This window comes from Streptomyces sp. NPDC088746 (genome assembly GCF_044751065.1).
Taxonomy (GTDB): Bacteria; Actinomycetota; Actinomycetes; order Streptomycetales; family Streptomycetaceae; genus Streptomyces.
Genome location: NZ_JBIVLA010000002.1, coordinates 1,110,273 through 1,135,479, shown reverse-complemented (window position 1 = coordinate 1,135,479; position 25,207 = coordinate 1,110,273). Strand labels below are relative to the sequence as shown.

Sequence of the window (25,207 nt, the reverse complement as noted above, 5' to 3'; positions counted from 1 at the left end):
CTCCATACCAAAGCGGCATCTTCACGTTGACACGCCGTTCTGGCCCCTAGGATTCCCTCTAACACCTCACCGGTCTCATTCGACAGGAACCCCATGAGCGACCCTTCCTCCCCCTTCGGCTTCGAGCTCGTGCGACGTGGATACGACCGCGGTCAGGTGGACGACCGCATTACCAAAATCGTCGCCGACCGTGACAGCGCTCTCGCACGGATCACCTCTCTGGAAAAGCGCATCGAGGAACTCCATCTCGAAACGCAGAACGCCCAGGCCCAGGTCAACGACGCCGAGCCGTCGTACGCCGGGCTCGGCGCCCGCGTGGAGAAGATCCTCCGCCTCGCCGAGGAGGAGGCGAAGGACCTGCGCGAGGAGGCCCGCCGCGCGGCCGAGCAGCACCGCGAGCTGGCCGAGTCGGCCGCCCAGCAGGTGCGCAACGACGCGGAGACGTTCGCCGCGGAGCGCAAGGCGAAGGCCGAGGACGAGGGCGTTCGTATCGTCGAGAAGGCCAAGGGCGAGGCGAGCACGCTCCGCACCGACGCCCAGAAGGACGCCCAGCAGAAGCGCGAGGAGGCGGACGCCCTCTTCGAGGAGACCCGCGCCAAGGCGGCCCAGGCCGCCGCGGACTTCGAGACGAACCTCGCCAAGCGCCGCGACCAGTCGGAGCGCGACCTCGCGTCCCGTCAGGCGAAGGCCGAGAAGCGCCTCGCAGAGATCGAGCACCGCGCGGAGCAGCTCCGCCTGGAGGCCGAGAAGCTCCGTACGGACGCCGAGCGCCGGGCCCGTCAGACGGTGGAGACGGCTCAGCGCCAGGCCGAGGACATCGTGGCCGACGCGAACGCCAAGGCCGACCGGATCCGCAGCGAGTCGGAGCGCGAGCTGGCGGCGCTCACCAACCGCCGCGACTCGATCAACGCCCAGCTGACCAACGTCCGCGAGATGCTGGCGACGCTGACGGGTGCCGCTGTCGCCGCCGCCGGCTCCCCGGCGGAGGACGAGTCCGCCACCCGTGGGGTCCCCGCCCAGCAGACCCGCTGAGCGACAACGCGTACATCAGCTGTACCCATGCGCGCCCGGTTCCGCCTTTGTGGTGGCGCCGGGCGCGCGGCCGTTCTAGCGTGAGCGCATGATCGAGCTCGACGGCCTCACCAAACGCTTCGGCAACAAGGTTGCCGTCGACCATCTGTCATGCCGGGTCAGACCGGGAATGGTGACGGGGTTCCTCGGCCCGAACGGGGCGGGCAAGTCCACGACCATGCGGATGATGCTCGACCTCGACAACCCGACCAGCGGCACGGTGCGGATCGACGGCCGTCACTACCGCGACCTCCAGGAGCCGCTCAAGCACATCGGGGCGCTGCTGGACGCCAAGTCGATGCACGGCGGGCGCAGCGCGTACAACAACCTCCTGTGTCTCGCCCAGAGCAACCGCATCCCGGCGAGCCGGGTGGCGCACGTGCTGGACACGGTCGGCCTGACCGCGGTGGCGAAGAAGAAGTCCAAGGGATTCTCCCTCGGCATGGGCCAGCGGCTGGGAATCGCGGCCGCGCTGCTCGGCGACCCCGAGATCCTGATGTTCGACGAGCCCGTCAACGGTCTGGACCCGGAGGGAATTCACTGGATCAGGAATCTGATGAAGACCCTCGCGTCGGAAGGCCGGACGATCTTCGTCTCCTCGCACCTGATGAGCGAGATGGCGCTGACGGCCGATCATCTGATCGTCATCGGGCAGGGGAAGCTGCTCGCGGACACCTCGATGGCGGACTTCATCCAGGAGAACTCCCGCAGCTTCGTGCGGATGCGCTCCCCGGAACAGGAGCGCCTACGCGACCTGCTGCACGCGGAGGGCGTCGTCGCGGTCGAGTCGGGCAACGGCACGCTGGAGATCGACGGCGAGGCCCCGGAGCGGCTCGGTGACCTCGCCGGCCGGCACGGGATCGTGCTGCACGAGCTCAGCGCCCAGCGGGCCTCCCTGGAGGAGGCCTTCATGCAGATGACCGCGGGCTCCGTGGAGTACCACGCCCATTCCGACCGCGACGGCGCGCAGCCACCGCCGGTGGGGCCGCACTGGGGCGAACAGTGGAACCAGCAGCAGGCCGGCGGCCTCGCCGGCGAGAGCACGAAGGGGGTGTGACGGCGATGACATCGGTACCCGCGGTCCTGAATTCCGAGTGGACCAAGATCCGTACGGTCTCCTCGACCACCTGGACGCTGATCTCCGCGTTCGTCGTCACGGTCGCCATGGGCGCGGCCCTGAGCGCCCTGCTGAACAGCCAGTTCGACGACCTCTCGGCCGCCGAGCAGGCCACCTTCGACCCGACGTTCGTGAGCTTCTCCGGAACGGTCCTGGGACAGCTGGCGATGGTCGTCTTCGGTGTCCTGGTGGTGGGTACGGAGTACAGCTCCGGCATGATCCGCACCTCGCTCTCGGCCGTGCCGCGGCGCGGGTCGTTCCTCTTCTGCAAGATCGCGGTGGCGGGGGCCCTGGCGCTGGTGGTCGGCCTGGCCACCAGCTTCGTGACCTTCTTCCTCAGCCAGGCCATGCTGGGCGACCGAGGCACCGACATCGGCGCGGAGAACGTGCTGCGCGCGGTCTTCGGCGGCGGCGTCTACATGGGCCTGATCGCGATCTTCTCGATGGGCGTGGCCACGATGCTGCGCAGCTCCATGCTGTCGCTCGGCATCCTGATGCCGTTCTTCTTCCTCGTCTCGCAGATCCTCTCGGCGGTCCCCGGCGCCAAGAGCGTGGCCCGCTACTTCCCCGACCAGGCGGGCTCCAAGATCATGCAGGTGGTCCCGGACGCGCTGAACAGCGACCCGGCGCCGTACGGGCCGTGGGCCGGGCTGGGGATCATGGCGCTGTGGGTGGTGGCGGCGCTGATCGGCGGCTACCTGGTGCTGAGGAAGCGCGACGCGTAGCGTCCGTCGCTCCTCGTACGGCTTGGCCGGAACCGCCCGCGGCTGGTTATCCTCCTAACTCTTACGGGGGCGTGCGGCCGCGGGCCTGGGCCCCGACGACAGATAAGTCGATGGGGCTGGAGAATGATCGAGGCAGTCGGCCTGACGAAGCGCTACGGCGCGAAGACGGCCGTGCACAACCTTTCCTTCCAGGTGCGGCCGGGGGCCGTCACGGGGTTCCTCGGTCCCAACGGGTCGGGCAAGTCCACCACCATGCGCATGATGCTCGGCCTGGACCGGCCGACGTCCGGGCATGTGACGATCGGCGGCCACGCCTTCCGCAGCCTTCCCAACGCCCCGCGCCAGGTCGGGGCGCTGCTCGACGCCAAGGCCGTGCACGGCGGGCGCAGCGCCCGTAACCACCTGCTGTGCCTGGCCCAGCTCGCGGGCATCCCGGCGGCCCGGGTGGACGAGGTCCTCCGCGTCGTCGGGCTCCAGCACGTCGCGAAGAAGCGGTCCAAGGGCTACTCCCTGGGAATGGGCCAGCGGCTCGGTATCGCGGCGGCGCTGCTCGGCGACCCGCAGGTGCTGCTCTTCGACGAGCCGGTCAACGGTCTCGACCCCGAGGGCATCCTCTGGGTCCGCAACCTGATGAAGCAGCTGGCCTCCGAGGGCCGCACCGTCTTCGTCTCCAGCCACCTGATGAGCGAGATGGCGCTCACCGCCGACCACCTGATCGTGATCGGGCGCGGGCAGCTGCTCTCCGACATGAGCATCAAGGACTTCATCTCCGCCAACTCGGCGGACTTCGCGCGGGTGCGGGTCCCGGCCGACCGGCCGGAGGAACGGGAGAAGCTGACGGCCTCGCTGGCGGAGGCGGGCGCCGGGGTCATGCACGAGCCGGACGGCGCCCTGCGCGTCACCGGGCTGCCGCTCCCCCGCATCAGCGATCTGGCCCACGCGTCGGACGTCCGGCTGTGGGAGCTCTCGCCGCACCAGGCGTCGCTGGAGGAGGCGTACATGCGGATGACGCAGGGCGCCGTGGACTACCGCTCGACGGCGGACGCCAAGGAAGGGCTCCAGCTGCCGCCGCCCGGCTACGGACAGCCCGGCCAGGCCGGTTACGGCCCCCAGGGCCACGGACAGCCCGGTCACGCGCCCGCGCCCCCGCCGGAGGTCCCGCAGCAGGGCTGGTACGCCCCGCCGCCCCCTGGACAGAACCCGTACGCCGCCGCACCGCCGGCCGGACCCGCGCCCGCGCAGACCGCGGACCGGCCCGAGCGCGAGACCAGCGAGGACTCCCGATGACGATGCCACCGCCCCCGCAGGCGCACCAGGCTCCCCCGCAGCCGCGGCCCCAGCCGGGTCACGGCGGCCCGGCCGGCCTGTACGCCTCACCGATTCCCGTGCGCACCCCCGGCCTCGGTGACGCGATCGCCTCCGAGTGGACGAAGATCCGCTCCGTGCGCTCCACGGTGTGGACGCTCGGCGTGATGATCGTGCTCCTGGTCGGCATCGGGCTGCTCACCGCGTTCACCGTGAGCATCTCGGACGCGCCGCTCGACGACACCCCCGTGCTCAGCCTCGGCTTCTTCGGCGTGCTGCTCGGGTCGATCTGCGTGATCACCCTCGGCGTGCTCACCATCGCGTCCGAGTACGGCACCGGAATGATCCGTACGACGCTGACCGCGTGCCCGAGCCGGGCGCGGATGCTGATCGCGAAGTCGGTCGTCTTCTTCCTGCTCGCCTTCACGATCACCACGGTCACCACGGGGATCGTCGGCGTCCTGCAGACGGCCATGCTGGACGGCGCCACACCCGACGCCGGCTACTGGGTGCGTTCCACGGTGGGTGTCGGCCTCTACGTCGCGACGCTCGGGCTGCTCTCGCTCGCGCTCGGCGCGCTCATCCGGCACTCCGCGGGCGCCATCACGATCATGATCGGGGTGGTGCTTCTCCCGCTCGTGCTGGCGATCTTCATGTTCTCGCCGACGCTGGCCTCGGTGCAGCAGGCGCTCTTCGAGTACTCGATCCCCAACCAGCTCGGCGCGATGTACGACGTCTCGGTGACCGCGTCCGGCCCGACCGGCTGGGAGCCGCTGTGGATCATCATCGGCGTCACCGCGGTGGCCATGGCCGGCGCCCTCGCCTCGCTCGACCGGCGGGACGTCTGAGGCCGCCCCTCAGTAGCGCGGAGCGTTCCTGGACCGCTGCACCCGTGTGGTGCGGCGGTCCTTCGCGTTCCAGCAGGCCTTGTGCCAGTGTCTGCGGTCGTCGATCCCGCCGAACTCGGGCCAGGCCACGAGGTGCGGGACCCCCGACGGGATCTCCTGGTCGCAGCCGGGGCAGCGGTAGCGCTTGCCCGCCGCGCTCGCGCCGCTCACCGGGCGCACCGACCACTCCTCGCCCTGCCAGCTCTCCGTGGCGCCGCCCCCTCCGTACCGCTCCCCCGCCCCTCGTGGGCTGCCGGTAGGACTCTCGCCGCCTCGGGGGCGGTTGCGGCGCGGGGACACGGGACACCTCACGGGGCGGGCACGGGCGGTTTGTTCCGTCCAGCCTAGAGCCACCGGCGGCTGACCAGTGTCGGGAGTGGCGGATGAGCACCCGAGGGGCGGGTGGGTTACCGGAAAATCGCAACAACTTCGCCGTGGACCGTGCCTTTGGCACGTGTCAGACGTTGTTGCCGGTAGAGGGACAGCCGCGTCGGCCGTAAGGAGGCAACAGGCGATGCGCGTAGGAACGTTCGTACTGGCAGCTCAGTTTCCGGGCCAGGGGCAGGGTGAGGCCCTGCACCGGGCGATCCGCTCGGCGGAGGTCGCGGAGGAGTCCGGGCTCGATTCCGTCTGGCTGGCCGAACACCATTTCGTGCCGTACGGGGTGTGCCCGTCCGCCACGACACTGGCCGCCCTGCTGCTCGGCCGCACGCGCAGGATCCGCGTGGGCACGGCGGTGAGCGTGCTGCCGAACCAGCACCCCGTCGCGCTCGGCGAGCAGGCCGCGCTGCTGCATCTGACCAGCGGCGGGCGCTTCTCCCTCGGGGTGGGGCGTGGCGGGCCGTGGGTCGACCTGGAGGTGTTCGGCGGCGGCCTCGATGCGTACGAGAAGGGCTTCCCGGAGGCGCTGGAGCTGCTGCTCGACTGGCTGGGCAAACCCCGGGTGGCGGGGAGCGGGGAGCGTTACGGCTTCCGCGAGGTGGCCGTGGTGCCCCGCGCCGACGAGCTCCTCGGGGACGGTCCTGCGGGTCCCGAGGTGATCGTCGCGTGCACGTCGCCGAAAAGCGTGAAACTCGCCGCTGAAAAGGGTTTGCCGATGCTCCTCGGGATGCATTGCGGCGACGAGGAGAAGGCCGACATGGTCGCTCTCTGGAGTTCGGCGGCCCGGGAGGCCGGTCAGCCGGCGGAGGTCGCGGAGCGGGTAGCACATGTGTCCGCAGGGGTGGCCCAGATCTCCGACCGCCCGGCGGACGCCGTGGAGACGCTCGTGAAGGCGATGCCGGGGTGGCTGCGGCAGGGGCTCGACGCCCATGTGACGGTCGACGGCCGGCACCGGGTGATGCGCGACCCCGTGGCCTACACCGAGTTCCTCTGCGGCCTGCATCCGGTGGGCCCGCCCCGTTTCGCCGCCGACCGGCTCGCGGCCACGGCGGAGCGCACGGGCATCACCCGCTTCGCCCTCATGGTCGAGGGGTCGGGCGATCTCGCGGCGACGGAGACCAATGTGGAGCGGCTGGGCACGGAAGTGCTGCCGTTGCTGAAGTGAGCTGTTCACGCTGGTAGTCCTGGTGGTGCGGTGGTACGGGAGCTGCCGCCCCGGAGCCAGTTGCACCTCCCGCGGCCCGAAGCGGCAGCAGAAGCGCTCAGCAGTCCCGTAGTTCGGGCGACTGGTTGAGCAACTGGCCCCTCACCGAGGTGAATCGGGCCAGGCGCTCGTCGACCGAGTCGTCCAGCGGGAACACCGCGACGCGGTGGCAGTTCTGGAATGCCAGGCGCACTCCGAAGTGCCGCTGCAGCGCGCCGCGTATCGCATCACTCGCGAGCGCACGCAGCAGCTGACCACGTGCCTGCTCGTCCGGCGGCGGCGTCTGGTTGTCGGCGAATTCTCCGCCGTCCACCTTCAGCTGGGCCACCAGGGAGCTGATCATCTCCCATGCGTAGGGCAGGGAGGTCCGGACGCAGTCGACGAAGTCGGCTTCGTCGACCTCGCCTCGCTCGGCCTGTTCCAACAGCGCCGGTGAGACGTCGAGCGACATGGGTTCTCCTCTCGCGACCCCGGCGGGCGGCCGGGGCCTTACGGGCAGGGCAGGACGGCGACGCTGCGTACACAGGCGGCGACCTCCTGCTTCCACGTTAAGGGCGCAGTCCGGGCCGCACCAGGAGATTGGGAACACAACCGGCCAATAACGAACGGTTGCAAAGAGGGGCAAGACCGATCGGCCTCGGTCGGGAGATGCGCCTGAGGAGGATGGGAATCGCGTGGACCGTGGGTCGTCGAGTAGCGTTGCGGACCATGCGTCTCGTCATCGCCCGTTGCTCCGTCGACTACGCGGGCCGGCTCACCGCCCACCTGCCCTCCGCCCCCCGTCTGATCCTGGTGAAGGCGGACGGCAGTGTGTCGATCCACGCCGACGACCGGGCGTACAAACCGCTCAACTGGATGTCCCCGCCGTGCACCCTGAAGGAGGGCGCCGACGACAGCGAGGGCGTCTGGACCGTGGTGAACAAAGCGGGCGAGAAACTGATCATCACGATGGAGGAGATCCTCCACGACTCGTCCCATGAGCTGGGTGTCGACCCGGGGCTCATCAAGGACGGCGTGGAGGCGCACCTCCAGGAGCTGCTCGCCGACCGCATCGAGACGATGGGCGAGGGCTACACCCTGATCCGCCGTGAGTACCCGACCGCGATCGGCCCGGTCGACATCCTGTGCCGGGACGCGGACGGTGCGACGGTGGCCGTGGAGCTGAAGCGGCGGGGCGACATCGACGGTGTGGAGCAGCTGACCCGCTATCTGGAGCTGCTCAACCGTGATCCGCATCTGGCGCCGGTGCGGGGTGTGTTCGCGGCGCAGGAGATCAAGCCGCAGGCCCGGGTCCTGGCGACGGACCGTGGGATCGGGTGCCTGGTCCTCGACTACGACGCGATGCGGGGCATCGAGGACGACAAGCTGCGGCTGTTCTGACCTGGGGCCGCTGCCCGCTTCCTGATCGCCGTACGGCCCCGGTCTCCGGAGCCGTACGGCGATTTCGCGTTCAGGCCACCGTCGGGGAGGCCGGCCCGCTCTCCGTCGCCGAGGCCGTGACGGACTCCGCCGGGCCGCTCGCCGAGTTGGAGGTCTCCGGCTGCGTCGGGGTGTCCGTCGGGGTCGGCTCCGTGGTGGGCGGGTCGGGCGGGGCCTCGGTCGGGCTCTCGGACTCCTCGGGCGGCGTGGTGGGCGTCTTCGTCGGCTTGCCCGTCGGCTTCTTCGTCGGCGTGGGGCTGTCCTGGGTCGGCGAGCCGCTGGGGCTCTCGCTGGTGGAGGCGCTCGTTCCCGGGCTCGACGAGGTGCCCGGGGACGGGCTGCCGCTCCCGGACGGGGTGGCGGTGCCTGACGGGCCGGGGGACTCGGAGCCGCCGGCGGTGTCCCCGTCGGTGGCGGGGCCGTCGGTCGGTTCGTCGGCGGGGAGGCCGTTCTCGCTGTCGTCCTCGTTCGCCGACTGTTCGGTCGTGACGTTCCGACCGTCCGGATCCTCGCTTCCCGAGGTGGCTCCCAGGGTCACCACGGTGCCGAGCACGGCCGCCAGCAGCGCACCCGCGCCCACCGCGACGAGATTGCGCCGGGCGCCCTGGAGCACTCCCATGCGCCCGGTGGGCGGGCCGGGGGGCAGCGGGTCCTGACGGGTGATCAGGGTCGCGGAGGTGTCGGTCAGCCGGGGGAACAGGGGCTTGGCCGCCGGGATGCCGCCGGGGGGTGAGGCCGACTCGTCGTGACGCGGGGCCGGTACCTCCTCGCCCGCCGGGGTGCTGTGCACCGGTTCGCCCGAGCGGTCACCGACGAGGGCGAGCGCCCGGCGTCCGGCCACCGCGCCGGGCTTGTCGGCGAGCGCCCCGCGCATGCCGATGGACGTCTCCAGCTCGGCCCTGGCGCGGTCGAGGTTCCCGGTGCAGAGCGCGAGGACACCCAACTCGTGGTGGAAGTACGCCTCTTCAGCCACCTCACCGGCGATCCTCGCGGCTTCCTGGCCGGCTCTGAGGGCCTTCTCCCAGGCGCCCCACTGCATTCCCGCCGCGAAGGCGGGAGCGGCGCTGCGGGCCAGCAGGACGGCCACGCTGGCCTGTCCCGGTGCCTCGCCGGGGACCAGGCGGGTCATCGACGCCAGGAGGGCGTCCGCCTCGGCGACCGCGCGCTCCGGGGTGACGGAGGGGTGCCCCGCCCACCAGGCGTAGTGCTGGGCGGCGCTGCGGGCGTGGGCGTCCGCACTCTCGCCGTAGCCGCTCGCCTCCAGCTGGGCCAGGGCCCCCGCGGCCAGCCGGTAGCGGGGGCCGGCCGGGGAGAGCAGGCCGCTGAGGGCCAGCTCGCCCAGGGCGGCGTCGGCGTGGGTGTCCCCCACCAGGGCTGGCAGGTGCGCCTGGTGCGGCACCTCGCCGCCCAGCGCGACGGCGAAGCGCAGGGTCTCGCGGGCGGCCTCGCTCAGCCGGGAGGCGAGCAGGGCGGCGGGCGCCGCGCCCTCGCCGAGGCTGGGCAGCGGGAGGCCGGCGGGCTCGGCCCGGCCGAAGGGGGCGTCGGCCGGATCGTCGTCGTAGCCGTCGAACGCGTCCTGGACGGGGCGCAGATCGTCGCGCCGGCGCAGCAGGGCGCCTGCCTGGACGAAGCGCAGCGGCAGCCCCTCGGACTCGAACCAGAGGTCTCCCGCCCAGTTCGCCTCGTCGTCGGTGAGCGCGCGCTCCACGACGTGTTCCATCAGCTCGATCGAGGCGCTGCGGCCGAGACCGGTGAGGAAGACCTCTTCGAGGTTCGCCTCGGGGCCCGGCGCGGGCACATCGGGGGTGGCGGCGAAGAGGAACGCGCACTCCGGGGTGGCGTCGAGCAGCTCCTGGAGCGCGGCGCCGCCGAGCTCCAGGTCGTCCACGACCACGACGGCGCCGATGCCGTGGACGAGCGCGAGGAGCCCTTCGCGGTCGGGCCGGTGCAGCGGTGCGCGGTAGACGGCCTCGAAGAGCCCGTACAGCAGCTCGCCGGCGGTCCGCTTGTATCCGGAGAGACGTACGACGCCGTCCGGCGCCAGGTCCGCGCAGTCGGCCGCGACGGCGTCCAGGAGGGCTGTGCGCCCGGACCCGGCCGGCCCGGTGAGGCACACCGAGCGGCCACGGGCGAGCAGCCGTACGAGCCGCTCGCGCTCCTCCTGGCGTTCCAGGAGGGGCATCTGCGGTGCGGGCGGCCCCGGGGGGACGGGCGGCAAGGCGGCGCGTTCGCGCTCCACACGCCGCTCGGCGGTGTGCCGTACGGGTGCGTCGGGCCGTTCCCCCGGCCGGCAGGGCTCGATCTCGCTGCCGTCGACCGGATTGACGGTGAGCAGGAAGTCGCCCGATATCAGCTGTACCGTGCGCGACTGCTGAGGCGTCTGGTGCCCGAGGTCGGGCGTCAGCGGGTCGCGGGACTGCCGCCGCCGCCCGGCGTCGTCGCCGGAACGGTCGGCGCCGTGGCCGTACTCTTCCGGTCCCCGGTTGGTCGGGTCCATCGTCAAAGTCCCCCAGACGCGCAGCGCGCGGTTGCCCCCTCCGGCCTCGCACGCCCCGCTGTCGCTCCCGGTCCGGTGTCCGCCAGTGGGTCCTCGTCGATCGGCAGACGGCCGAACCCTAAACCTTCGCACAGTATCTACGATCCAGCGGGGGGCCGCGCGGCTCCCCACATCACATTCTCGTGAGGATTGTGCGTGTATCGCCGCTCCAGGGCGGCTCGGGCCGGGCGGGGCCCCGCGGATCCCTCAGACGCGTGGCAGGGAGTCCGCGGCGAGCCCGCCCTCGATGGCCAGGATCCTGTGCAGCCTCGTCGCCACGAGCAGGCGCTGCATCTGCGGCGGCACACCGCGCAGGACGAGCCGCCGGCCGGCCCGGCCGGCTCTGCGGTGCGCGCCCATGATGACGCCGAGTCCGGTGGCGTCCCACGAGTCCAGCTCGGTCAGGTTCAGCACGAGGTCGCCGGCTCCGTCGTCGACGGCCGAGTGCAGAACCGTACGGGCGTCCGCCGCGCTTCGGACGTCGAGGCGGCCCCCGACGACCAGCTCGGCGTGGTCGCCCCTGATGTGCATATGCGCTCCCCGGAACTCTCCGCAGCATGGTCGGTCTGTCTGGTTTTCTCTTCCTGCCTCTGCCACAACTGACTGCCGCAGCGACAGGGAAGTTGCCGTCTGTAAGCGAACCGATACCGAATTCACCCCGAGGGGTGAAGCAGGTCCGGCGGTACCCGCTGGATCCGCGCGCCGGACGGCGTCGGATCCCGGAACCCCGGCTCTGACTGACGGCACATCAGGCAGCCGGGGACCCGGTCGTGATCAGTAGGTGTAGAAGCCCTGCCCGCTCTTGCGCCCGATGTCACCTGCGTCGACCATCCGGCGCATCAGCTCCGGAGCGGCGAACTTCTCGTCCTGGGATTCGGTGTAGATGTTGCCGGTCGCGTGCAGGAGGATGTCCACGCCGGTCATGTCGGCCGTGGCGAGCGGGCCCATGGCGTGGCCGAAGCCCAGCTTGCACGCGGTGTCGATGTCCTCGGCCGAGGCGACGCCCGACTCGTACAGCTTGGCCGCCTCGACGACCAGCGCCGAGATCAGCCGGGTGGTGACGAAGCCCGCGACGTCGCGGTTGACGACGATGCAGGTCTTGCCCACGGACTCGGCGAACTCCCGTGCGGTGGCGAGCGTTTCGTCGCTGGTCTTGTAGCCGCGCACCAGCTCGCAGAGCTGCATCATCGGGACCGGCGAGAAGAAGTGCACACCGACGACCCGCTCCGGGCGCTCCGTCACGGCCGCGATCTTGGTGATCGGGATGGCGGAGGTGTTGGAGGCGAGGACGGCGTCCTCCCGCACGACCTTGTCGAGCGTGCGGAAGATCTCGTGCTTGACCTCGAGCTTCTCGAAGACGGCCTCGACGACGACGTCGGCGTCCGCCACGGCGTCGAGGTCGGTGGTCGTCGTGATCCGGGCGAGCGCGGCCTCGGCGTCGGCGGCGTCCAGCTTGCCCTTGGCGACGAACTTGCCGTAACTGGCCTCGATGCCGCCGCGCCCGCGCGCCAGGGCCTCGTCCGTGACATCACGCAGCACGACGTCCCAGCCCGCCTGGGCGGAGACCTGCGCGATACCGGACCCCATGAGTCCGGCGCCGATGACGGCGAGCTTCCTGGCCACGTTTCGCACCCCAATGCATCTCGGTCGTTCGCATGCTCTCCGGCGGAGATTAGTACCCGTGAGGGGCCGTGAGGCCCCGAAGAGATGCGCGTCACGTCTCACATGACGGACATCACACCGTCCGGTGTCACGCGGCGGCGCGCCGCGCGTAGTTGAGCGCCTTCTCGCCGAGGAGCTCCTCCATGTCGTCGAGCAGGCCGAGCGCGTCGCGCGAGACCTCCTCCGGCCTGCGGCCCGCGACCATCTCGCGCCCGATGTACGCCATGAGCGTGCTGTGCACCCAGGAGAGCTGACCGGCCACCAGATCCGGGACCGGGTCGCCGGCGTCCGCCCCCGACTCCTCCCGCATGGTCGCCTCCAGGCGGAGCTGGGCCTCCTGACCGATGTGCCAGAGCCGGGCCTTGAGGGTGTCGGCGCCCTCGATGACCCGCATGAAGCTCGCGTAGCCGTCCATGAGGCCGACCGTCGGGGAGACGCCCTCCACGAGGATCCGCAGTTCGCGCAGGACGGCCTCGGCCGCCGATTCCCCGTGGTCGCGGCCCCGGACGAAACGCGGGAGCCGGTCGACCATGCCGCTGCTGCGGTCCAGGAAGAGGTCCTCCTTGGCCGGGAAGTAGTTGTAGACCGTGTTCACCGAGACTTCGGCGGCCTGGGCGATCTCGGCGATCGTGACCGCGTCGAAGCCCCGCTCCACGAAGAGCCAGGTGGCCACGTCGGAGAGGTGCTGCCTCGTCCGGCGCTTCTTCCGCTCCCTCAGTCCCTCAGCCATGGACCCATCCTACGGAGCACATGGTGTCCCTGAAATTTTGGAGGGATTGCAATTTTTAAGTCACTCTGTTTTTGTGGTCGCCATGCCAATCATCAGTACGTCCGGGCTCTCCCGGACCTTCACGACCAAGGCGGGGCCGGTCCACGCGGTGCGCTCGGTCGACCTGGCCGTCCTGCCCGGCGAGATCGTCGGCCTCCTCGGCCCCAACGGCGCGGGCAAGACCACCACCCTGCGGATGCTGACCACGCTGCTCGCCCCCACCGGCGGCGCGGCCACGGTCGCCGGCTGCGACCTGACGGCGGACCCGGCGGGGGTCCGCGAGAAGTGCGGTTACGTCGCCCAGTCCGGCGGGGTGGACCCGCACGTCACCGTGCGGGAGGAGCTGGTCACCCAGGGGCGGCTCTACCGGCTGAGCAAGGCCGACGCCGTCGCGCGCACGGCCGAGCTGGCGGCCCGCCTCGGCCTCGGCGACCTGCTCGACCGCAGGACGGCCGCGCTCTCCGGCGGCCAGCGCCGCCGGCTCGACATCGCGATGGGCCTCACCCACCGCCCCGCCGTGCTCTTCCTCGACGAGCCGACCACCGGGCTCGACCCGGGCAGCCGGGAGGACCTGTGGGACCTGGTCCGGGGCCTGCGGGACGACTTCGGCACGACGGTCGTGCTCACCACCCATTACCTCGACGAGGCAGACGCCCTCGCCGACCGGCTGGTCGTCATCGACGGCGGCCTGGTGGTCGCCGAGGGCGCGCCGGCCGCGCTGAAGACCGAGCACGCCGGCTCACCCGACGCCTCGCTCCACGAGACCTTCCTCGCGATCACCGGGCGGACCCCGCCCGCCGCCGAGGCCGCCCCCATCGCCGTATAGGACGCCCCCATGCTTCTCCACGACACGTCACTGATCTTCGGCCGGTACGTCCGGCAGACCCTGCGCTCGCGGTTCCAGATCTTCTTCGGGATTCTGATGCCGCTGCTCTACCTGCTCTTCTTCGGCCCGCTCCTCACGGGCCTCCCGCTCGGCTCCACCGGTGACTCCTGGCAGGTCCTGGTTCCCGGCCTGCTGCTCCAACTGGGGCTTTTCGGCGCCTCGTTCGCCGGTTTCTCGATCATCATCGAGAAGTCCACCGGGGTCGTGGAGCGCATGCGCGTCACCCCCGTCAGCCGGCTGGCCCTGCTGCTCGGGCGGGTCCTGCGGGACGCACTGCTCTTCATGTTCCAGGCCGTGCTGCTGGTGCTCGCCGCGCTGGTCATGGGGCTGCGCGCGCCGCTGCCCGGAGTGATCGTCGGCTTCGCGTTCGTGGGCCTGCTGACCGTCTCGCTGGCCTCGCTGTCGTACGCCCTGGCCATGAAGGTGCGTACGCCGCAGGAGTTCGGACCGGTGATCAACTCGCTGACCATGCCGGCCATGCTGCTCTCCGGCCTGATGCTGCCGATGACGCTCGGCCCCGCCTGGCTGGACGTCCTGTCGCACTTCACGCCGTTCCGCTACCTGGTGGACGCGGTGCGGGACGCGTACGTCGGCTCGTACGCCACGGCGCACATGCTGTACGGGACGCTGGTGGCGCTCGCGTTCGCCCTTCTGGCTGTGACGGTCGGCACGCGTGTCTTCCGCAGGGCCGGGGCGTAACCAGGGCCTCTCGTTCGGGTCAGGCCGGGCTCGCGTGCCCTGGCACGCACATCTGCCGCGTTGTCGTCAATCGACAACGCTCCGCGTTGCCTCAATCCTCCGCCTTGCAGCTGCACGCACCAGACCCCGCTCCCTGATCCGGCCTGACCCGAACGAAAGACCCTACGCTGGCCCCATGGTCAATCTGACGCGCATCTACACCCGTACCGGCGACAAGGGCACCACCGCCCTCGGCGACATGAGCCGGACCGCCAAGACCGATCTGCGGATCTCGGCCTATGCCGACGCCAACGAGGCCAACGCCGTCATCGGTACGGCCGTCGCGCTCGGGAACCTCACCGAGGACGTCGTGAAGGTCCTCGTCCGCGTGCAGAACGACCTGTTCGACGTGGGCGCGGACCTGTCCACACCGGTGGTGGAGAACCCGGAGTACCCGCCGCTGCGGGTGGAACAGTCCTACATCGACAAGCTGGAGGCGGACTGCGACACCTTCCTGGAGGAGCTGGAGAAGCTCCGCAGCTTCATCCTCCCGGGCGGGACCCCGGGGGCGGCGCTGCTGCACCAGGCCTGCACGGTCGTCCGGCGGGCGGAGCGGTCCACCTGGGCGGCGCTGGAGGTGCACGGCGAGGTGATGAACGCGCTGACGGCGACCTACCTCAACCGTCTCTCCGACCTCCTGTTCATCCTCGCCAGGACGGCGAACAAGGAGGTCGGCGACGTGCTGTGGGTGCCGGGCGGCGAGCGCTGATCAGCGGCCCGCCCCGACCCGGTCCTTCGGCTCCTGCTTCGGGGCGACGGTGTAGCCCACGGCGATGATCAGGTTGATCCCGATCACCCAGAGCATCTTCTGCTGCCACATCTGCAGCGAGCCGGTGTCGCCGCCCCCGCCGACGTACCAGATCGCCGCCTGGAGCAGGGCCATGGCGGTCACCGAGGCCAGGATCCAGCGGGCGGCGGTGCGCCACTCGTGGGCGGCCCGCGCCATCCCGTACTTCGGGGGCCTCACCGGCGGCGGGCCGCCCGCGAAGCGGTGGGCGACCCTGGCGTCGACCCACTTGACGGTGGAGTGGCCGAGTCCCACTGTGAAGCCGATGTAGACGGCCGCCAGGCCGTGCTTCCAGTCCGGCTCGGCGCCGTTCCTCAGGTCGACGGCCGTCACCACCAGCAGGACGACCTCCAGCAGGGGCTCGCACAGCAGGACGGCGGCGCCCAGCCGCGGCTTCCTCGCGACGTACCGCAGTGCGAGTCCGGCGGCCAGCAGCACCCAGAACCCGACCTCGCAGAGCACGATCAGCGTGACGATCACGGCACTTCCCCTTCCGTCCCCTCCAGGCTCCCTTCCGTACGGCGCCGGATCGTCGTCAGCAGTGAGGAAACGTGACTGCATCCTTCGATGTACCCACGCCTCACCCCGGGTACGGACGTGATGCGGGCCCGCGCCGTGTTGGATGAGGGAGTGTTCTCCCTTGCGCGCCCGCATCGCGACGACGTCCTGCTCGCGGTCACCGGGCTCTTCGGCGGTGTGATCCTGTGGCTGATCGGCATCCACATCCAGAACGGCCGGCTCTTCGACGCCCCCTGGGTGTCCCTGCTGCCGCTCGTGGTGATGTCGGCCCTCGAACTGCTCCGGCGCAGCGCCCCGCTCACCGCTCTGGCGGTCGGCACACTCGCCCTGGTGGCCGACCAGTTCACGGTGGGGAGCCTCGCGACCCTGCTGCTGTTCACGGACCTCGTGTACGCGGCGGTGCTGTACTCCACGCCCGCCGCCTCACGCCGTATTCCGGTGATCACGCTGCTCGTCACGGTCGCCACGACGGTCGGCTTCATCGCCTGGGCCCCCTCGGCGGACGCCGTACTCATCGGGATCGTCGTCGGCATGGTCCTCTTCGGCCCCGCCCTCACCGGCGCCGCCGTGCGCAACCACCGGGACGCCGCCGAGGCGGCCCGGCTGCGCGCCGACCAGACCGCGCTGCTGGCAGAGATGGACCGGGCCCAGGCGGTGACCGCCGAACGTTCCCGGATGGCCCGCGAGCTGCACGACATGGTCGCCAACCATCTCTCCGCGATCGCCATCCACTCCACCGCCGCGCTCTCCATCGACGATCCGGGCACCTCCCGCGAGGCCCTCGGGGTGATCCGGCAGAACAGTGTCGACGGGCTGGCCGAGATGCGGCGCCTGATCGGACTGCTGAGGGAGAGCGGCGCGGCCGGGCCGCCGAGCGCGGCTCCGACCCTCGCCTCCCTGGACGTCCTCGTGGGGCAGGCGGGCGCGAACTCCGCGTCCAGCGGGCTCACCGTCACCCTGGACGACGCCCGCGACGAGGCCGGGCCGCTGCCCGCACCGGTGGAGCTGGCCGCGTACCGCATCGTGCAGGAGTCGCTGACGAACGCGTTGAAGCATGCGGCGCCCGGTCCGGTGGCGGTCCGGCTGGGGCGTTCGCGCGAGGTGCTGACCGTCGAGGTGAGCAGCGTGCTGGGCGACCGGCCGGGACCGCGCGCACCCGGTTCGGGGGCCGGTCTGGTGGGGATGCGGGAACGCGTGGCGCTGCTGGGCGGGAGTATCGAGGCGGGGCCGGAACCCCGGGGCGACGGCACGAAGGTCTGGCTGGTGCGGGCCGAACTGCCCGTCGAGGAGAGGACGTACCGCACATGACGATCCGGGTGCTGGTCGCGGAGGACCAGTCGGCGGTGCGCGCGGGGCTGGTGCTCATCCTGGGCAGCGCTCCGGACATCGAGGTGGCGGGCGAGGCGGCCGACGGGGAGGAGGCCGTGCGCCTGGCCCGCGAGCTCCGCCCGGATCTGGTGCTGATGGATCTGCAGATGCCCCGGCTCGACGGGGTGTCCGCGACGCGGCAGGTCGTGGGTGAGCGGCTGGCGGACGTGCTGGTGCTGACCACCTTCGACCTGGACGAGTACGTCTTCGGTGCGCTGCGCGCCGGCGCCTCGGGCTTCCTGCTGAAGAACACCGACGCGAAGGACCTGCTCGACGCGGTGCGGACGGTGGCGCGCGGGGAGGGCCTGATCGCCCCGGCGGTCACCCGGCGGCTGATCGCGGAGTTCGCCGGGGCCACCGCCTCACGCAGGCCGGACGGGCCGGGCCGCGAGATGCTCGCCCCGCTGACGCGCCGGGAGCGGGAGGTGCTGGGCTGTCTCGGGGAGGGGCTGTCGAACGCGGAGATCGCGGGGCAGCTCCAGATGGCTGAGGCGACGGTGAAGACGCACGTCAGCAGGTTGCTGGGGAAGCTGGAGCTGCGGAGCAGGGTGCAAGCGGCGGTACTGGCGCAGGAGTTGGGTCTCTGACCTCTGGGGCGGAACTTTGGTCTGGACCTCTTGACGATTGGTCCAGACCTTCCTAATCTCACCGGACACACTGCGGTGAGTACGCCATGACAAAGCGGGCTCAGGGCGACGCAGGGTTTGACGGACCATCCCGATTGCCGGACCTCACCCGAGGAGCACCGTTGAGCACTGACAACCCCGTACGCCTCACCCGTCTCAGATGGAGACGCACCCCCTCCACCACCAGGACGAGGACGGTCGCGGCCTTCACCGCGCTCCTGCTTCCCCTCGCCGCGATGGTCGGCCTGGCCTCTCCCGCCGAGGCCGCCACCTCCGCGACCGCCACGTACGTCAAGAAGTCCGACTGGGGCACCGGCTTCGAGGGCCAGTGGACGGTCAAGAACACCGGCACGACCGCCCTCTCCTCCTGGACCATCGAGTGGGACTTCCCCTCCGGCACCGCGGTCGGCTCCGCCTGGGACGCCTCCGTCACGAGCTCCGGAACCCACTGGACCGCCAAGAACCTCGGCTGGAACGGCACGGTCGCCCCGGGCGCCAGCATCAGCTTCGGCTTCAACGGGACCGGCACCGGCTCCCCCACCGGCTGCAAGCTGAACGGCGCCTCCTGTGACGGCGGCAGCGTCCCCGGCGACAGCGCCCCGTCCAAGCCCGGCACCCCCACAGCGAGCAACATCACCGACACCTCGGCGAAGCTCACCTGGGGCGCCGCCACCGACGACAAGGGCGTCAAGAACTACGACGTCCTGCGCGACGGCGCCAAGGTCGCCACGGTGACCACGACGACGTACACCGACACCGGTCTCACCAAGGGCACCGACTACTCGTACACGGTGCAGGCCCGTGACACCGCCGACCAGACCGGCCCGGTCAGCGCCTCGGTCGCCGTCCGCACCACCGGCACCACGGACCCGGGCCCCGGACCGGGCGACAAGGTCAACCTCGGCTACTTCACCGAGTGGGGCGTCTACGGGCGCAACTACCACGTCAAGAACCTCGTGACCTCCGGCTCCGCCGAGAAGATCACGCACATCAACTACGCGTTCGGCAACGTCCAGGGCGGCAAGTGCACCATCGGTGACGCCTACGCCGACTACGACAAGGCCTACACCGCCGACCAGTCGGTCGACGGCGTCGCCGACACCTGGGACCAGCCGCTGCGCGGCAACTTCAACCAGCTGCGCAAGCTCAAGGCGAAGTACCCGCACATCAAGGTCATCTGGTCCTTCGGCGGCTGGACCTGGTCCGGCGGCTTCGGTGCCGCGGCGCAGAACCCCGCCGCCTTCGCCCAGTCGTGCTACGACCTGGTCGAGGACCCCCGCTGGGCCGATGTCTTCGACGGCATCGACATCGACTGGGAGTACCCCAACGCCTGCGGTCTCACCTGTGACACCAGCGGGCCCGCCGCGCTGAAGAACCTCTCCTCGGCGCTGCGCACGAAGTTCGGCACGAACAACCTGGTCACCGCCGCGATCACCGCGGACGGCTCGGCGGGCGGCAAGATCGACGCCGCCGACTACGCGGGCGCCGCGGCGTACTTCGACTGGTACAACGTCATGACGTACGACTTCTTCGGCGCCTGGGAGGCCAAGGGCCCGACCGCCCCGCACTCCCCGCTGACCTCGTACAGCGGCATCCCGCAGGAGGGCTTCAACTCCGCCGCCGCCATCGCCAAGCTGAAGGCCAAGGGCGTCCCGGCGAAGAAGCTTCTGCTGGGCATCGGCTTCTACGGACGCGGATGGACCGGCGTCACCCAGGCGGCACCCGGCGGAACGGCGACCGGGGCGGCCCCGGGGACGTACGAGGCCGGCATCGAGGACTACAAGGTCCTGAAGAACAGCTGCCCGGCCACCGGCACGATCGCCGGCACGGCGTACGCCCACTGCGGCACCAACTGGTGGAGCTACGACACCCCGGCGACGATCACGTCCAAGATGGCCTGGGCGAACAGCCAGGGGCTGGGCGGGGCGTTCTTCTGGGAGTTCAGCGGTGACACCGCGAACGGCGAGCTCGTGAGCGCGATGGACAGCGGCCTCAACTAACCCCTACGAGGCAGTCGCACCCCGAAAAAGCGCCGGGGAGACAGGTCCGCCCCCTGTCTCCCCGGTTTTCGCATGCCCACGAGCTCACTCGGGCGACATTCACCCTCCCCCAGACCCCGCCCGGGGGGACCCCCAACCAGCGAGCACCCTCATCTAAGCCACATTGACTCGCTGGCCGGGCGGCGCCGCCTCCAGCCACGCGAGGAAGCCGGTCAGGGCGTCCTCGCTCATCGCCAGCTCCAGGCGCGTCCCCCGGTGGAGACAGCCGAGCACGACGGAGTCGGACAGGAGCGCCAGCTCCTCCTCGCCCTCGGGCAGCCGGCGCGCGACCACCTCGATGGCGGAGCGCTCGAGGCCGCGGCGCGGACGGGGCGAGTAGGAGAAGACCCGGAACCAGTCGACACGGTCACCGCTGTAGCGGGCGACCCCGTACACCCAGCCCTTGCCGGACGGATCCGGCTCCTCGGACACGTCCCAGCGCAGGCTGCAGTCGAAGGTTCCGCCGGAGCGCTGGATCAGCCGCCTGCGGAGGCCGAAGACGAACAGACCCACCGCGACCAGTACGACGACCAGACCGCCAACCCACAGAGCGAGGACCATCTCCACCGACCTCCTCGCATCGTCGAGTAACGGATACCGAAACCGGCAGAACCGGACTGCACCTGCATCGCCTCAGCCGCGACACGGTCTGGATCTCTCCAGCTCGGGCCGCGGCTGAGTCAAAAACTCCTCGTCGGGACGCTCAGTGCGCCGCCACCGCACGCAGTCGCACGTCCGCGCGGCGCTCGGCACCGGCGTCCGTCTCCGACTTCGCGCGCTCCAGCGCACGCTCGGCGCGCTGGACGTCGATCTCGTCAGCAAGCTCGGCGATCTCCGCCAGCAGCGAGAGCTTGTTGTCCGCGAACGAGATGAAACCGCCGTGCACAGCGGCGACAACAGTCGCGCCGTCGCTCGTACGGATCGTCACGGGGCCCGATTCCAGCACACCCAGGAGCGGCTGGTGACCGGGCATGACGCCGATGTCGCCGGACGTGGTACGTGCGACAACGAGGGTGGCCTCGCCGGACCAGACACTGCGGTCCGCGGCGACCAGCTCGACATGCAGCTCAGCAGCCAAGGGTGGCTCCTCGGGTCACCACCCGGCGGTCGTGCCGGGTGTCGGTTCAATTCTACGGGGCGTGGTGAGGGGGGCGGGACACACCCACCCCCCTCGGTGAGCCGGAGGCTCAGGAGACGCCGAGCTCCTTGGCGTTGGCCTTGAGGTCCTCGATGCCACCGCACATGAAGAACGCCTGCTCGGGGAAGTGGTCGTACTCCCCGTCACAGATCGCGTTGAACGCGGCGATCGACTCGTCGAGCGGGACGTCCGAACCGTCCAGGCCGGTGAACTGCTTGGCGGCGTGGGTGTTCTGCGACAGGAAGCGCTCGACGCGACGGGCACGGTGGACAACGAGCTTGTCCTCCTCGCCCAGCTCGTCGATACCGAGGATCGCGATGATGTCCTGGAGGTCCTTGTACTTCTGCAGGATCCCCTTGACGCGGCTGGCCGTGTCGTAGTGGTCCTGCGCGATGTAGCGCGGGTCCAGGATGCGGGACGTGGAGTCCAGCGGGTCCACGGCCGGGTAGATGCCCTTCTCGGAGATCGGACGGGAGAGAACCGTCGTCGCGTCGAGGTGGGCGAACGTGGTGGCCGGGGCCGGGTCGGTCAGGTCGTCCGCGGGGACGTAGATCGCCTGCATCGAGGTGATCGAGTGACCACGCGTCGAGGTGATGCGCTCCTGGAGCACACCCATCTCGTCGGCCAGGGTCGGCTGGTAACCCACCGCGGACGGCATGCGGCCGAGCAGCGTGGAGACCTCGGAGCCGGCCTGCGTGAAGCGGAAGATGTTGTCGATGAAGAGCAGCACGTCCTGCTTCTGCACATCGCGGAAGTACTCCGCCATGGTCAGGGCGGACAGCGCGACCCGCAGACGGGTGCCCGGCGGCTCGTCCATCTGGCCGAAGACCAGCGCGGTCTTCTCCAGGACGCCCGAGTCGGTCATCTCGTCGATGAGGTCGTTGCCCTCACGGGTGCGCTCGCCGACACCGGCGAACACCGACACACCGTCGTGCAGCTTCGCCACACGCATGATCATTTCCTGGATGAGGACCGTCTTGCCGACGCCCGCACCACCGAACAGACCGATCTTGCCGCCCTTGACGTACGGGGTCAGCAGGTCGACGACCTTCAGGCCGGTCTCGAACATCTCGGTCTTGGACTCGAGCTGGTCGAAGGCCGGGGCCTTGCGGTGGATCGGCCAGCGCTCGGTGATCTGCGCCTCGGCCTCCGGCTCGTTCAGGATCTGACCGAGGGTGTTGAACACCTTGCCCTTGGTGATGTCACCGACGGGGACGGTGATGCCCTCGCCCGTGTTGGTCACCGGGGCCTGGCGGACCACACCGTCGGTGGGCTGCATCGAGATCGCGCGGACCATGCCGTCACCCAGGTGCTGGGCGACTTCCAGGGTCAGCGTCTTACGAGCGCCGGCCTCGGCCGGGTCGTCGACGTCGATGTGCAGGGCGTTGTAGATCTCCGGCATCGCGTCGACGGGGAACTCCACGTCGACGACCGGGCCGATGACCCGGGCGACGCGGCCCGTGGCAGCGGCCGTCTCAACTGTCGTCGTCATTACTTGTCACTCCCCGCGGACGCGTCGGCCAGCGCACCTGCACCGCCGACGATCTCGCTGATTTCCTGGGTGATTTCGGCCTGGCGGGCCGCGTTGGCAAGCCGGGAAAGGCTCTTGATCAGATCCCCGGCGTTGTCGGTCGCCGACTTCATCGCACGGCGGCGGGCGGCGTGCTCGGAAGCGGCGGCCTGCAGCAGTGCGTTGTAGATACGGCTCTCGACGTAGCGCGGCAGAAGGGCGTCGAGGACGTCCTCCGCCGACGGCTCGAAGTCGAACAGCGGGAGGATCTCGCCCTTACCGGTGTTCTCCTCCGCGACCTGGTCGAGCGAGAGCGGCAGCATCCGGCCGTCGACCGCGTTCTGCGTCATCATCGACACGAATTCCGTGAAGACGATGTGCAGCTCGTCGACGCCGCCCTCGGCCGTGTCCTTCTGGATGGACTCGATGAGGGGCTCGGCGATCTTCTTGGCATCCGAGTACTCGGGGCTGTCGGTGAAGCCGGTCCACGACTCCGAGACCTTGCGCTCACGGAAGCCGTAGTACGCGACACCCTTGCGGCCGACGATGTACGTGTCGACCTCCTTGCCCTCGGCCGCCAGCCGCTCCCGCAGCCGCTCCGCCGCCTTGATGGCGTTGGAGGAGTAGCCGCCGGCCAGACCGCGGTCGCTCGTGAGGAGCAGGACCGCCGCCCGGGCCGGAGCCTCGGCCTCGGTGGTGAGCGGATGGTTGGTGTTCGAGCCGGTCGCCACCGCGGTCACCGCACGGGTGAGCTCGGTCGCGTACGGCATCGACGCCGCCACCTTGCGCTGCGCCTTGACGATGCGCGAGGCGGCGATCATCTCCATCGCCTTGGTGATCTTCTTGGTCGCGGTGACGGCTTGGATGCGGCGCTTGTAAACGCGAAGCTGAGCGCCCATCGATCAGCCCTCGCCCAGGAGCTTGCCGTCCGAGGTCTCGAACTGCTGCTTGAAGGCGGCGATCGCGTCGGCGATCGACTGCAGCGTGTCGTCGGACATCTTGCCGCCCTCGGCGATGCTGGTCAGGAGGTCCTTGCGCTCGCGGCGCAGGAACTCCAGGAGCTCGCTCTCGAAGCGGCGGATGTCCTCGACCGGGACGTCGTCCATCTTGCCCGTGGTGCCGGCCCAGACGGAGACGACCTGCTCCTCCATCGGGAACGGGGCGTACTGCGGCTGCTTCAGCAGCTCGACCATGCGCTTACCGCGCTCCAGCGACGCCTTGGAGGCCGCGTCCAGGTCGGAACCGAAGGCGGCGAACGCCTCCAGCTCACGGAACTGGGCGAGGTCCACACGGAGACGGCCGGAGACCTGCTTCATGGCCTTGTGCTGGGCGGAGCCACCGACTCGGGAGACCGAGATACCGACGTTGAGCGCCGGACGCTGACCCGCGTTGAACAGGTCGGACTCCAGGAAGCACTGGCCGTCGGTGATGGAGATGACGTTGGTCGGGATGAACGCCGACACGTCGTTCGCCTTGGTCTCGACGATCGGGAGGCCCGTCATCGAACCGGCGCCCATGTCGTCGGAGAGCTTGGCGCAGCGCTCCAGCAGACGCGAGTGCAGGTAGAAGACGTCGCCCGGGTAGGCCTCACGGCCCGGCGGACGGCGCAGCAGAAGCGACACGGCGCGGTAGGCGTCGGCCTGCTTCGAGAGGTCGTCGAAGATGATGAGGACGTGCTTGCCGTCGTACATCCAGTGCTGGCCGATGGCCGAGCCGGTGTACGGCGCCAGGTACTTGAAGCCGGCCGGGTCGGACGCCGGGGCGGCGACGATGGTCGTGTACTCCAGCGCGCCGGCCTCTTCGAGGGCACCGCGCACGGAGGCGATGGTGGAGCCCTTCTGACCGATGGCGACGTAGATGCAGCGCACCTGCTTGTTCACGTCGCCCGAGCGCCAGTTGTCGCGCTGGTTGATGATCGTGTCGACGGCCAGAGCGGTCTTACCCGTCTGACGGTCGCCGATGATCAGCTGACGCTGGCCGCGGCCGATCGGCACCATGGCGTCGACGGCCTTGTAGCCGGTCTGCATCGGCTCGTGCACCGACTTGCGGACCATGACGCCAGGGGCCTGCAGCTCGAGGGCGCGACGGCCTTCGGTCGCGATCTCGCCGAGACCGTCGATCGGGTTGCCGAGCGGGTCGACGACGCGGCCGAGGTAACCCTCGCCGACGCCGACCGAGAGCACCTCACCGGTGCGCTGCACCGGCTGGCCCTCCTCGATTCCGCTGAACTCGCCGAGGACGATCGCACCGATCTCGCGCTCCTCGAGGTTGAGGGCGAGACCGAGGGTGCCGTCCTCGAACTTCAGCAGCTCGTTCGCCATGGCGGAGGGCAGGCCCTCCACCTTCGCGATGCCGTCGCCGGCAACGCTGACCGTCCCGACCTCCTCGCGCGAGGCCGCGTCCGGCTGGTACGACTGGACAAAGTTATCCAGTGCGTCCCGGATCTCCTCCGGCCGGATCGTAAGCTCCGCCATCTGGGGTTCCCTGCTCTCCTTGTTGGGCCCGAAGTTTCTCAAAGGG

The 25,207-nt window shown here is 70.4% G+C and carries 25 protein-coding genes; 13 read left to right on the top strand and 12 right to left on the bottom strand.

The features are described from left to right. Window positions 1–93 precede the first annotated feature (93 nt). From ACIP63_RS12750 to ACIP63_RS12730, 5 genes are all read left to right on the top strand, one after another. Window positions 94–1,032 carry a cellulose-binding protein gene (locus tag ACIP63_RS12750; RefSeq protein ID WP_362936521.1) on the top strand — a complete coding sequence of 313 codons (939 nt, stop codon included), beginning with the start codon at window positions 94–96 and terminating at the stop codon, window positions 1,030–1,032. 88 nt (window positions 1,033–1,120) lie between these two features. Beyond that, entirely contained in the window at window positions 1,121–2,128 is a 1,008-nt protein-coding gene (locus ACIP63_RS12745) for an ATP-binding cassette domain-containing protein (protein ID WP_401514301.1), read from the top strand. A 5-nt stretch (window positions 2,129–2,133) separates the two neighbouring features. Further along, window positions 2,134–2,913, top strand: coding sequence for an ABC transporter permease subunit (locus ACIP63_RS12740; RefSeq protein WP_401514298.1), 780 nt, complete (start codon window positions 2,134–2,136; stop codon window positions 2,911–2,913). Between the two features lie 123 nt (window positions 2,914–3,036). Continuing rightward, window positions 3,037–4,200, top strand: a complete 1,164-nt coding sequence (locus ACIP63_RS12735; RefSeq protein WP_401514296.1) for an ABC transporter ATP-binding protein — start codon at window positions 3,037–3,039, stop codon at window positions 4,198–4,200. Next, a complete protein-coding gene (locus ACIP63_RS12730; RefSeq protein WP_401514294.1) occupies window positions 4,197–5,066 on the top strand; it encodes an ABC transporter permease in 870 nt (289 codons plus the stop codon). Before ACIP63_RS12735 ends, ACIP63_RS12730 begins: the two co-directional genes overlap by 4 nt. Window positions 5,067–5,075: 9 nt before the next feature. On the opposite strand, the gene ACIP63_RS12725 is transcribed toward ACIP63_RS12730, so the two are convergent. Next, entirely contained in the window at window positions 5,076–5,405 is a 330-nt protein-coding gene (locus tag ACIP63_RS12725; protein ID WP_401514291.1) for an ATP/GTP-binding protein, read from the bottom strand. Between the two features lie 214 nt (window positions 5,406–5,619). Here ACIP63_RS12725 and ACIP63_RS12720 point away from each other — a divergent pair, with 214 nt between their 5' ends. After that, the gene (locus ACIP63_RS12720; RefSeq protein ID WP_401514289.1) at window positions 5,620–6,651 is read left to right on the top strand and encodes an LLM class flavin-dependent oxidoreductase; all 1,032 of its coding nucleotides are present in this window, start codon (window positions 5,620–5,622) and stop codon (window positions 6,649–6,651) included. Window positions 6,652–6,748: 97 nt separating this feature from the next. Here the strand turns inward: ACIP63_RS12720 and ACIP63_RS12715 are convergent, their stop codons facing one another. Further along, entirely contained in the window at window positions 6,749–7,141 is a 393-nt protein-coding gene (locus tag ACIP63_RS12715; protein ID WP_104789158.1) for an SCO5389 family protein, read from the bottom strand. A 257-nt stretch (window positions 7,142–7,398) separates the two neighbouring features. Between ACIP63_RS12715 and nucS the strand changes: the two genes are divergently transcribed. Then, entirely contained in the window at window positions 7,399–8,070 is a 672-nt protein-coding gene (gene nucS, locus ACIP63_RS12710; protein ID WP_362895057.1) for an endonuclease NucS, read from the top strand. A 70-nt stretch (window positions 8,071–8,140) separates the two neighbouring features. On the opposite strand, the gene ACIP63_RS12705 is transcribed toward nucS, so the two are convergent. From ACIP63_RS12705 to ACIP63_RS12690, 4 genes are all read right to left on the bottom strand, one after another. Next, window positions 8,141–10,606 (bottom strand): ATP-binding protein, encoded by a 2,466-nt coding sequence (locus ACIP63_RS12705; RefSeq protein ID WP_401514286.1) that lies wholly within the window; start codon window positions 10,604–10,606, stop codon window positions 8,141–8,143. A 246-nt stretch (window positions 10,607–10,852) separates the two neighbouring features. Beyond that, a complete protein-coding gene (locus ACIP63_RS12700; RefSeq protein WP_014154038.1) occupies window positions 10,853–11,176 on the bottom strand; it encodes an STAS domain-containing protein in 324 nt (107 codons plus the stop codon). Window positions 11,177–11,419: 243 nt separating this feature from the next. Continuing rightward, complete coding sequence (locus tag ACIP63_RS12695) at window positions 11,420–12,268, bottom strand: 3-hydroxyacyl-CoA dehydrogenase family protein (RefSeq protein WP_104791876.1); 849 nt, start codon at window positions 12,266–12,268, stop codon at window positions 11,420–11,422. A gap of 127 nt (window positions 12,269–12,395) precedes the next feature. Then, window positions 12,396–13,037, bottom strand: a complete 642-nt coding sequence (locus tag ACIP63_RS12690) for a TetR/AcrR family transcriptional regulator (protein ID WP_401514283.1) — start codon at window positions 13,035–13,037, stop codon at window positions 12,396–12,398. Between the two features lie 82 nt (window positions 13,038–13,119). On the opposite strand from ACIP63_RS12690, the gene ACIP63_RS12685 reads away from it, so the two are divergent. From ACIP63_RS12685 to ACIP63_RS12675, 3 genes are all read left to right on the top strand, one after another. Beyond that, window positions 13,120–13,902, top strand: a complete 783-nt coding sequence (locus tag ACIP63_RS12685) for an ABC transporter ATP-binding protein (protein ID WP_401514280.1) — start codon at window positions 13,120–13,122, stop codon at window positions 13,900–13,902. A 9-nt stretch (window positions 13,903–13,911) separates the two neighbouring features. Continuing rightward, window positions 13,912–14,661: an ABC transporter permease gene (locus ACIP63_RS12680; protein ID WP_401514278.1), complete on the top strand. Its 750-nt coding sequence runs from the start codon at window positions 13,912–13,914 to the stop codon at window positions 14,659–14,661. A gap of 175 nt (window positions 14,662–14,836) precedes the next feature. Next, a complete protein-coding gene (locus ACIP63_RS12675) occupies window positions 14,837–15,409 on the top strand; it encodes a cob(I)yrinic acid a,c-diamide adenosyltransferase (protein WP_401514275.1) in 573 nt (190 codons plus the stop codon). Here ACIP63_RS12675 and ACIP63_RS12670 read toward each other — a convergent pair whose 3' ends face one another. Continuing rightward, on the bottom strand, window positions 15,410–15,967 hold the full coding sequence (locus ACIP63_RS12670) for a hypothetical protein (RefSeq protein WP_401514272.1): 558 nt from the start codon (window positions 15,965–15,967) through the stop codon (window positions 15,410–15,412). 150 nt (window positions 15,968–16,117) lie between these two features. On the opposite strand from ACIP63_RS12670, the gene ACIP63_RS12665 reads away from it, so the two are divergent. The 3 genes from ACIP63_RS12665 (at window position 16,118) to ACIP63_RS12655 (ending at window position 20,000) form a co-directional block, all read left to right on the top strand. After that, a complete protein-coding gene (locus ACIP63_RS12665; protein WP_401514269.1) occupies window positions 16,118–17,314 on the top strand; it encodes a sensor histidine kinase in 1,197 nt (398 codons plus the stop codon). Then, window positions 17,311–17,961: a response regulator gene (locus tag ACIP63_RS12660; RefSeq protein WP_401514266.1), complete on the top strand. Its 651-nt coding sequence runs from the start codon at window positions 17,311–17,313 to the stop codon at window positions 17,959–17,961. Before ACIP63_RS12665 ends, ACIP63_RS12660 begins: the two co-directional genes overlap by 4 nt. 161 nt (window positions 17,962–18,122) lie before the next feature. Continuing rightward, window positions 18,123–20,000 carry a glycosyl hydrolase family 18 protein gene (locus ACIP63_RS12655; RefSeq protein WP_401514264.1) on the top strand — a complete coding sequence of 626 codons (1,878 nt, stop codon included), beginning with the start codon at window positions 18,123–18,125 and terminating at the stop codon, window positions 19,998–20,000. Window positions 20,001–20,153: 153 nt separating this feature from the next. Here the strand turns inward: ACIP63_RS12655 and ACIP63_RS12650 are convergent, their stop codons facing one another. The 5 genes from ACIP63_RS12650 to atpA all read right to left on the bottom strand — a co-directional run bounded on the left by ACIP63_RS12650 (window position 20,154) and on the right by atpA (window position 25,161). Continuing rightward, complete coding sequence (locus ACIP63_RS12650; protein WP_014154045.1) at window positions 20,154–20,600, bottom strand: DUF2550 domain-containing protein; 447 nt, start codon at window positions 20,598–20,600, stop codon at window positions 20,154–20,156. A 142-nt stretch (window positions 20,601–20,742) separates the two neighbouring features. Further along, complete coding sequence (locus ACIP63_RS12645) at window positions 20,743–21,117, bottom strand: F0F1 ATP synthase subunit epsilon (protein ID WP_104789137.1); 375 nt, start codon at window positions 21,115–21,117, stop codon at window positions 20,743–20,745. A gap of 109 nt (window positions 21,118–21,226) precedes the next feature. Next, window positions 21,227–22,669, bottom strand: coding sequence for a F0F1 ATP synthase subunit beta (gene atpD / locus ACIP63_RS12640; protein ID WP_401514260.1), 1,443 nt, complete (start codon window positions 22,667–22,669; stop codon window positions 21,227–21,229). Next, entirely contained in the window at window positions 22,669–23,586 is a 918-nt protein-coding gene (locus ACIP63_RS12635) for a F0F1 ATP synthase subunit gamma (RefSeq protein WP_033298379.1), read from the bottom strand. The genes atpD and ACIP63_RS12635 overlap by 1 nt, the downstream gene beginning before the upstream one ends. Window positions 23,587–23,589: 3 nt before the next feature. Next, a complete protein-coding gene (atpA, locus tag ACIP63_RS12630; RefSeq protein ID WP_073745255.1) occupies window positions 23,590–25,161 on the bottom strand; it encodes a F0F1 ATP synthase subunit alpha in 1,572 nt (523 codons plus the stop codon). Between the last annotated feature and the right edge of the window lie 46 nt (window positions 25,162–25,207).

Coding starts and splice junctions, on each gene's coding strand:
- ACIP63_RS12750 (WP_362936521.1), top strand. CDS start 94: ATGAGCGACCCTTCCTCCCCCTTCGGCTTCGAGCTCGTGCGACGTGGA.
- ACIP63_RS12745 (WP_401514301.1), top strand. CDS start 1,121: ATGATCGAGCTCGACGGCCTCACCAAACGCTTCGGCAACAAGGTTGCC.
- ACIP63_RS12740 (WP_401514298.1), top strand. CDS start 2,134: ATGACATCGGTACCCGCGGTCCTGAATTCCGAGTGGACCAAGATCCGT.
- ACIP63_RS12735 (WP_401514296.1), top strand. CDS start 3,037: ATGATCGAGGCAGTCGGCCTGACGAAGCGCTACGGCGCGAAGACGGCC.
- ACIP63_RS12730 (WP_401514294.1), top strand. CDS start 4,197: ATGACGATGCCACCGCCCCCGCAGGCGCACCAGGCTCCCCCGCAGCCG.
- ACIP63_RS12720 (WP_401514289.1), top strand. CDS start 5,620: ATGCGCGTAGGAACGTTCGTACTGGCAGCTCAGTTTCCGGGCCAGGGG.
- ACIP63_RS12715 (WP_104789158.1), bottom strand. CDS start 7,141: ATGTCGCTCGACGTCTCACCGGCGCTGTTGGAACAGGCCGAGCGAGGC.
- nucS (WP_362895057.1), top strand. CDS start 7,399: ATGCGTCTCGTCATCGCCCGTTGCTCCGTCGACTACGCGGGCCGGCTC.
- ACIP63_RS12705 (WP_401514286.1), bottom strand. CDS start 10,606: ATGGACCCGACCAACCGGGGACCGGAAGAGTACGGCCACGGCGCCGAC.
- ACIP63_RS12700 (WP_014154038.1), bottom strand. CDS start 11,176: ATGCACATCAGGGGCGACCACGCCGAGCTGGTCGTCGGGGGCCGCCTC.
- ACIP63_RS12690 (WP_401514283.1), bottom strand. CDS start 13,037: ATGGCTGAGGGACTGAGGGAGCGGAAGAAGCGCCGGACGAGGCAGCAC.
- ACIP63_RS12685 (WP_401514280.1), top strand. CDS start 13,120: ATGCCAATCATCAGTACGTCCGGGCTCTCCCGGACCTTCACGACCAAG.
- ACIP63_RS12680 (WP_401514278.1), top strand. CDS start 13,912: ATGCTTCTCCACGACACGTCACTGATCTTCGGCCGGTACGTCCGGCAG.
- ACIP63_RS12675 (WP_401514275.1), top strand. CDS start 14,837: ATGGTCAATCTGACGCGCATCTACACCCGTACCGGCGACAAGGGCACC.
- ACIP63_RS12660 (WP_401514266.1), top strand. CDS start 17,311: ATGACGATCCGGGTGCTGGTCGCGGAGGACCAGTCGGCGGTGCGCGCG.
- ACIP63_RS12650 (WP_014154045.1), bottom strand. CDS start 20,600: ATGGTCCTCGCTCTGTGGGTTGGCGGTCTGGTCGTCGTACTGGTCGCG.
- atpD (WP_401514260.1), bottom strand. CDS start 22,669: ATGACGACGACAGTTGAGACGGCCGCTGCCACGGGCCGCGTCGCCCGG.
- ACIP63_RS12635 (WP_033298379.1), bottom strand. CDS start 23,586: ATGGGCGCTCAGCTTCGCGTTTACAAGCGCCGCATCCAAGCCGTCACC.
- atpA (WP_073745255.1), bottom strand. CDS start 25,161: ATGGCGGAGCTTACGATCCGGCCGGAGGAGATCCGGGACGCACTGGAT.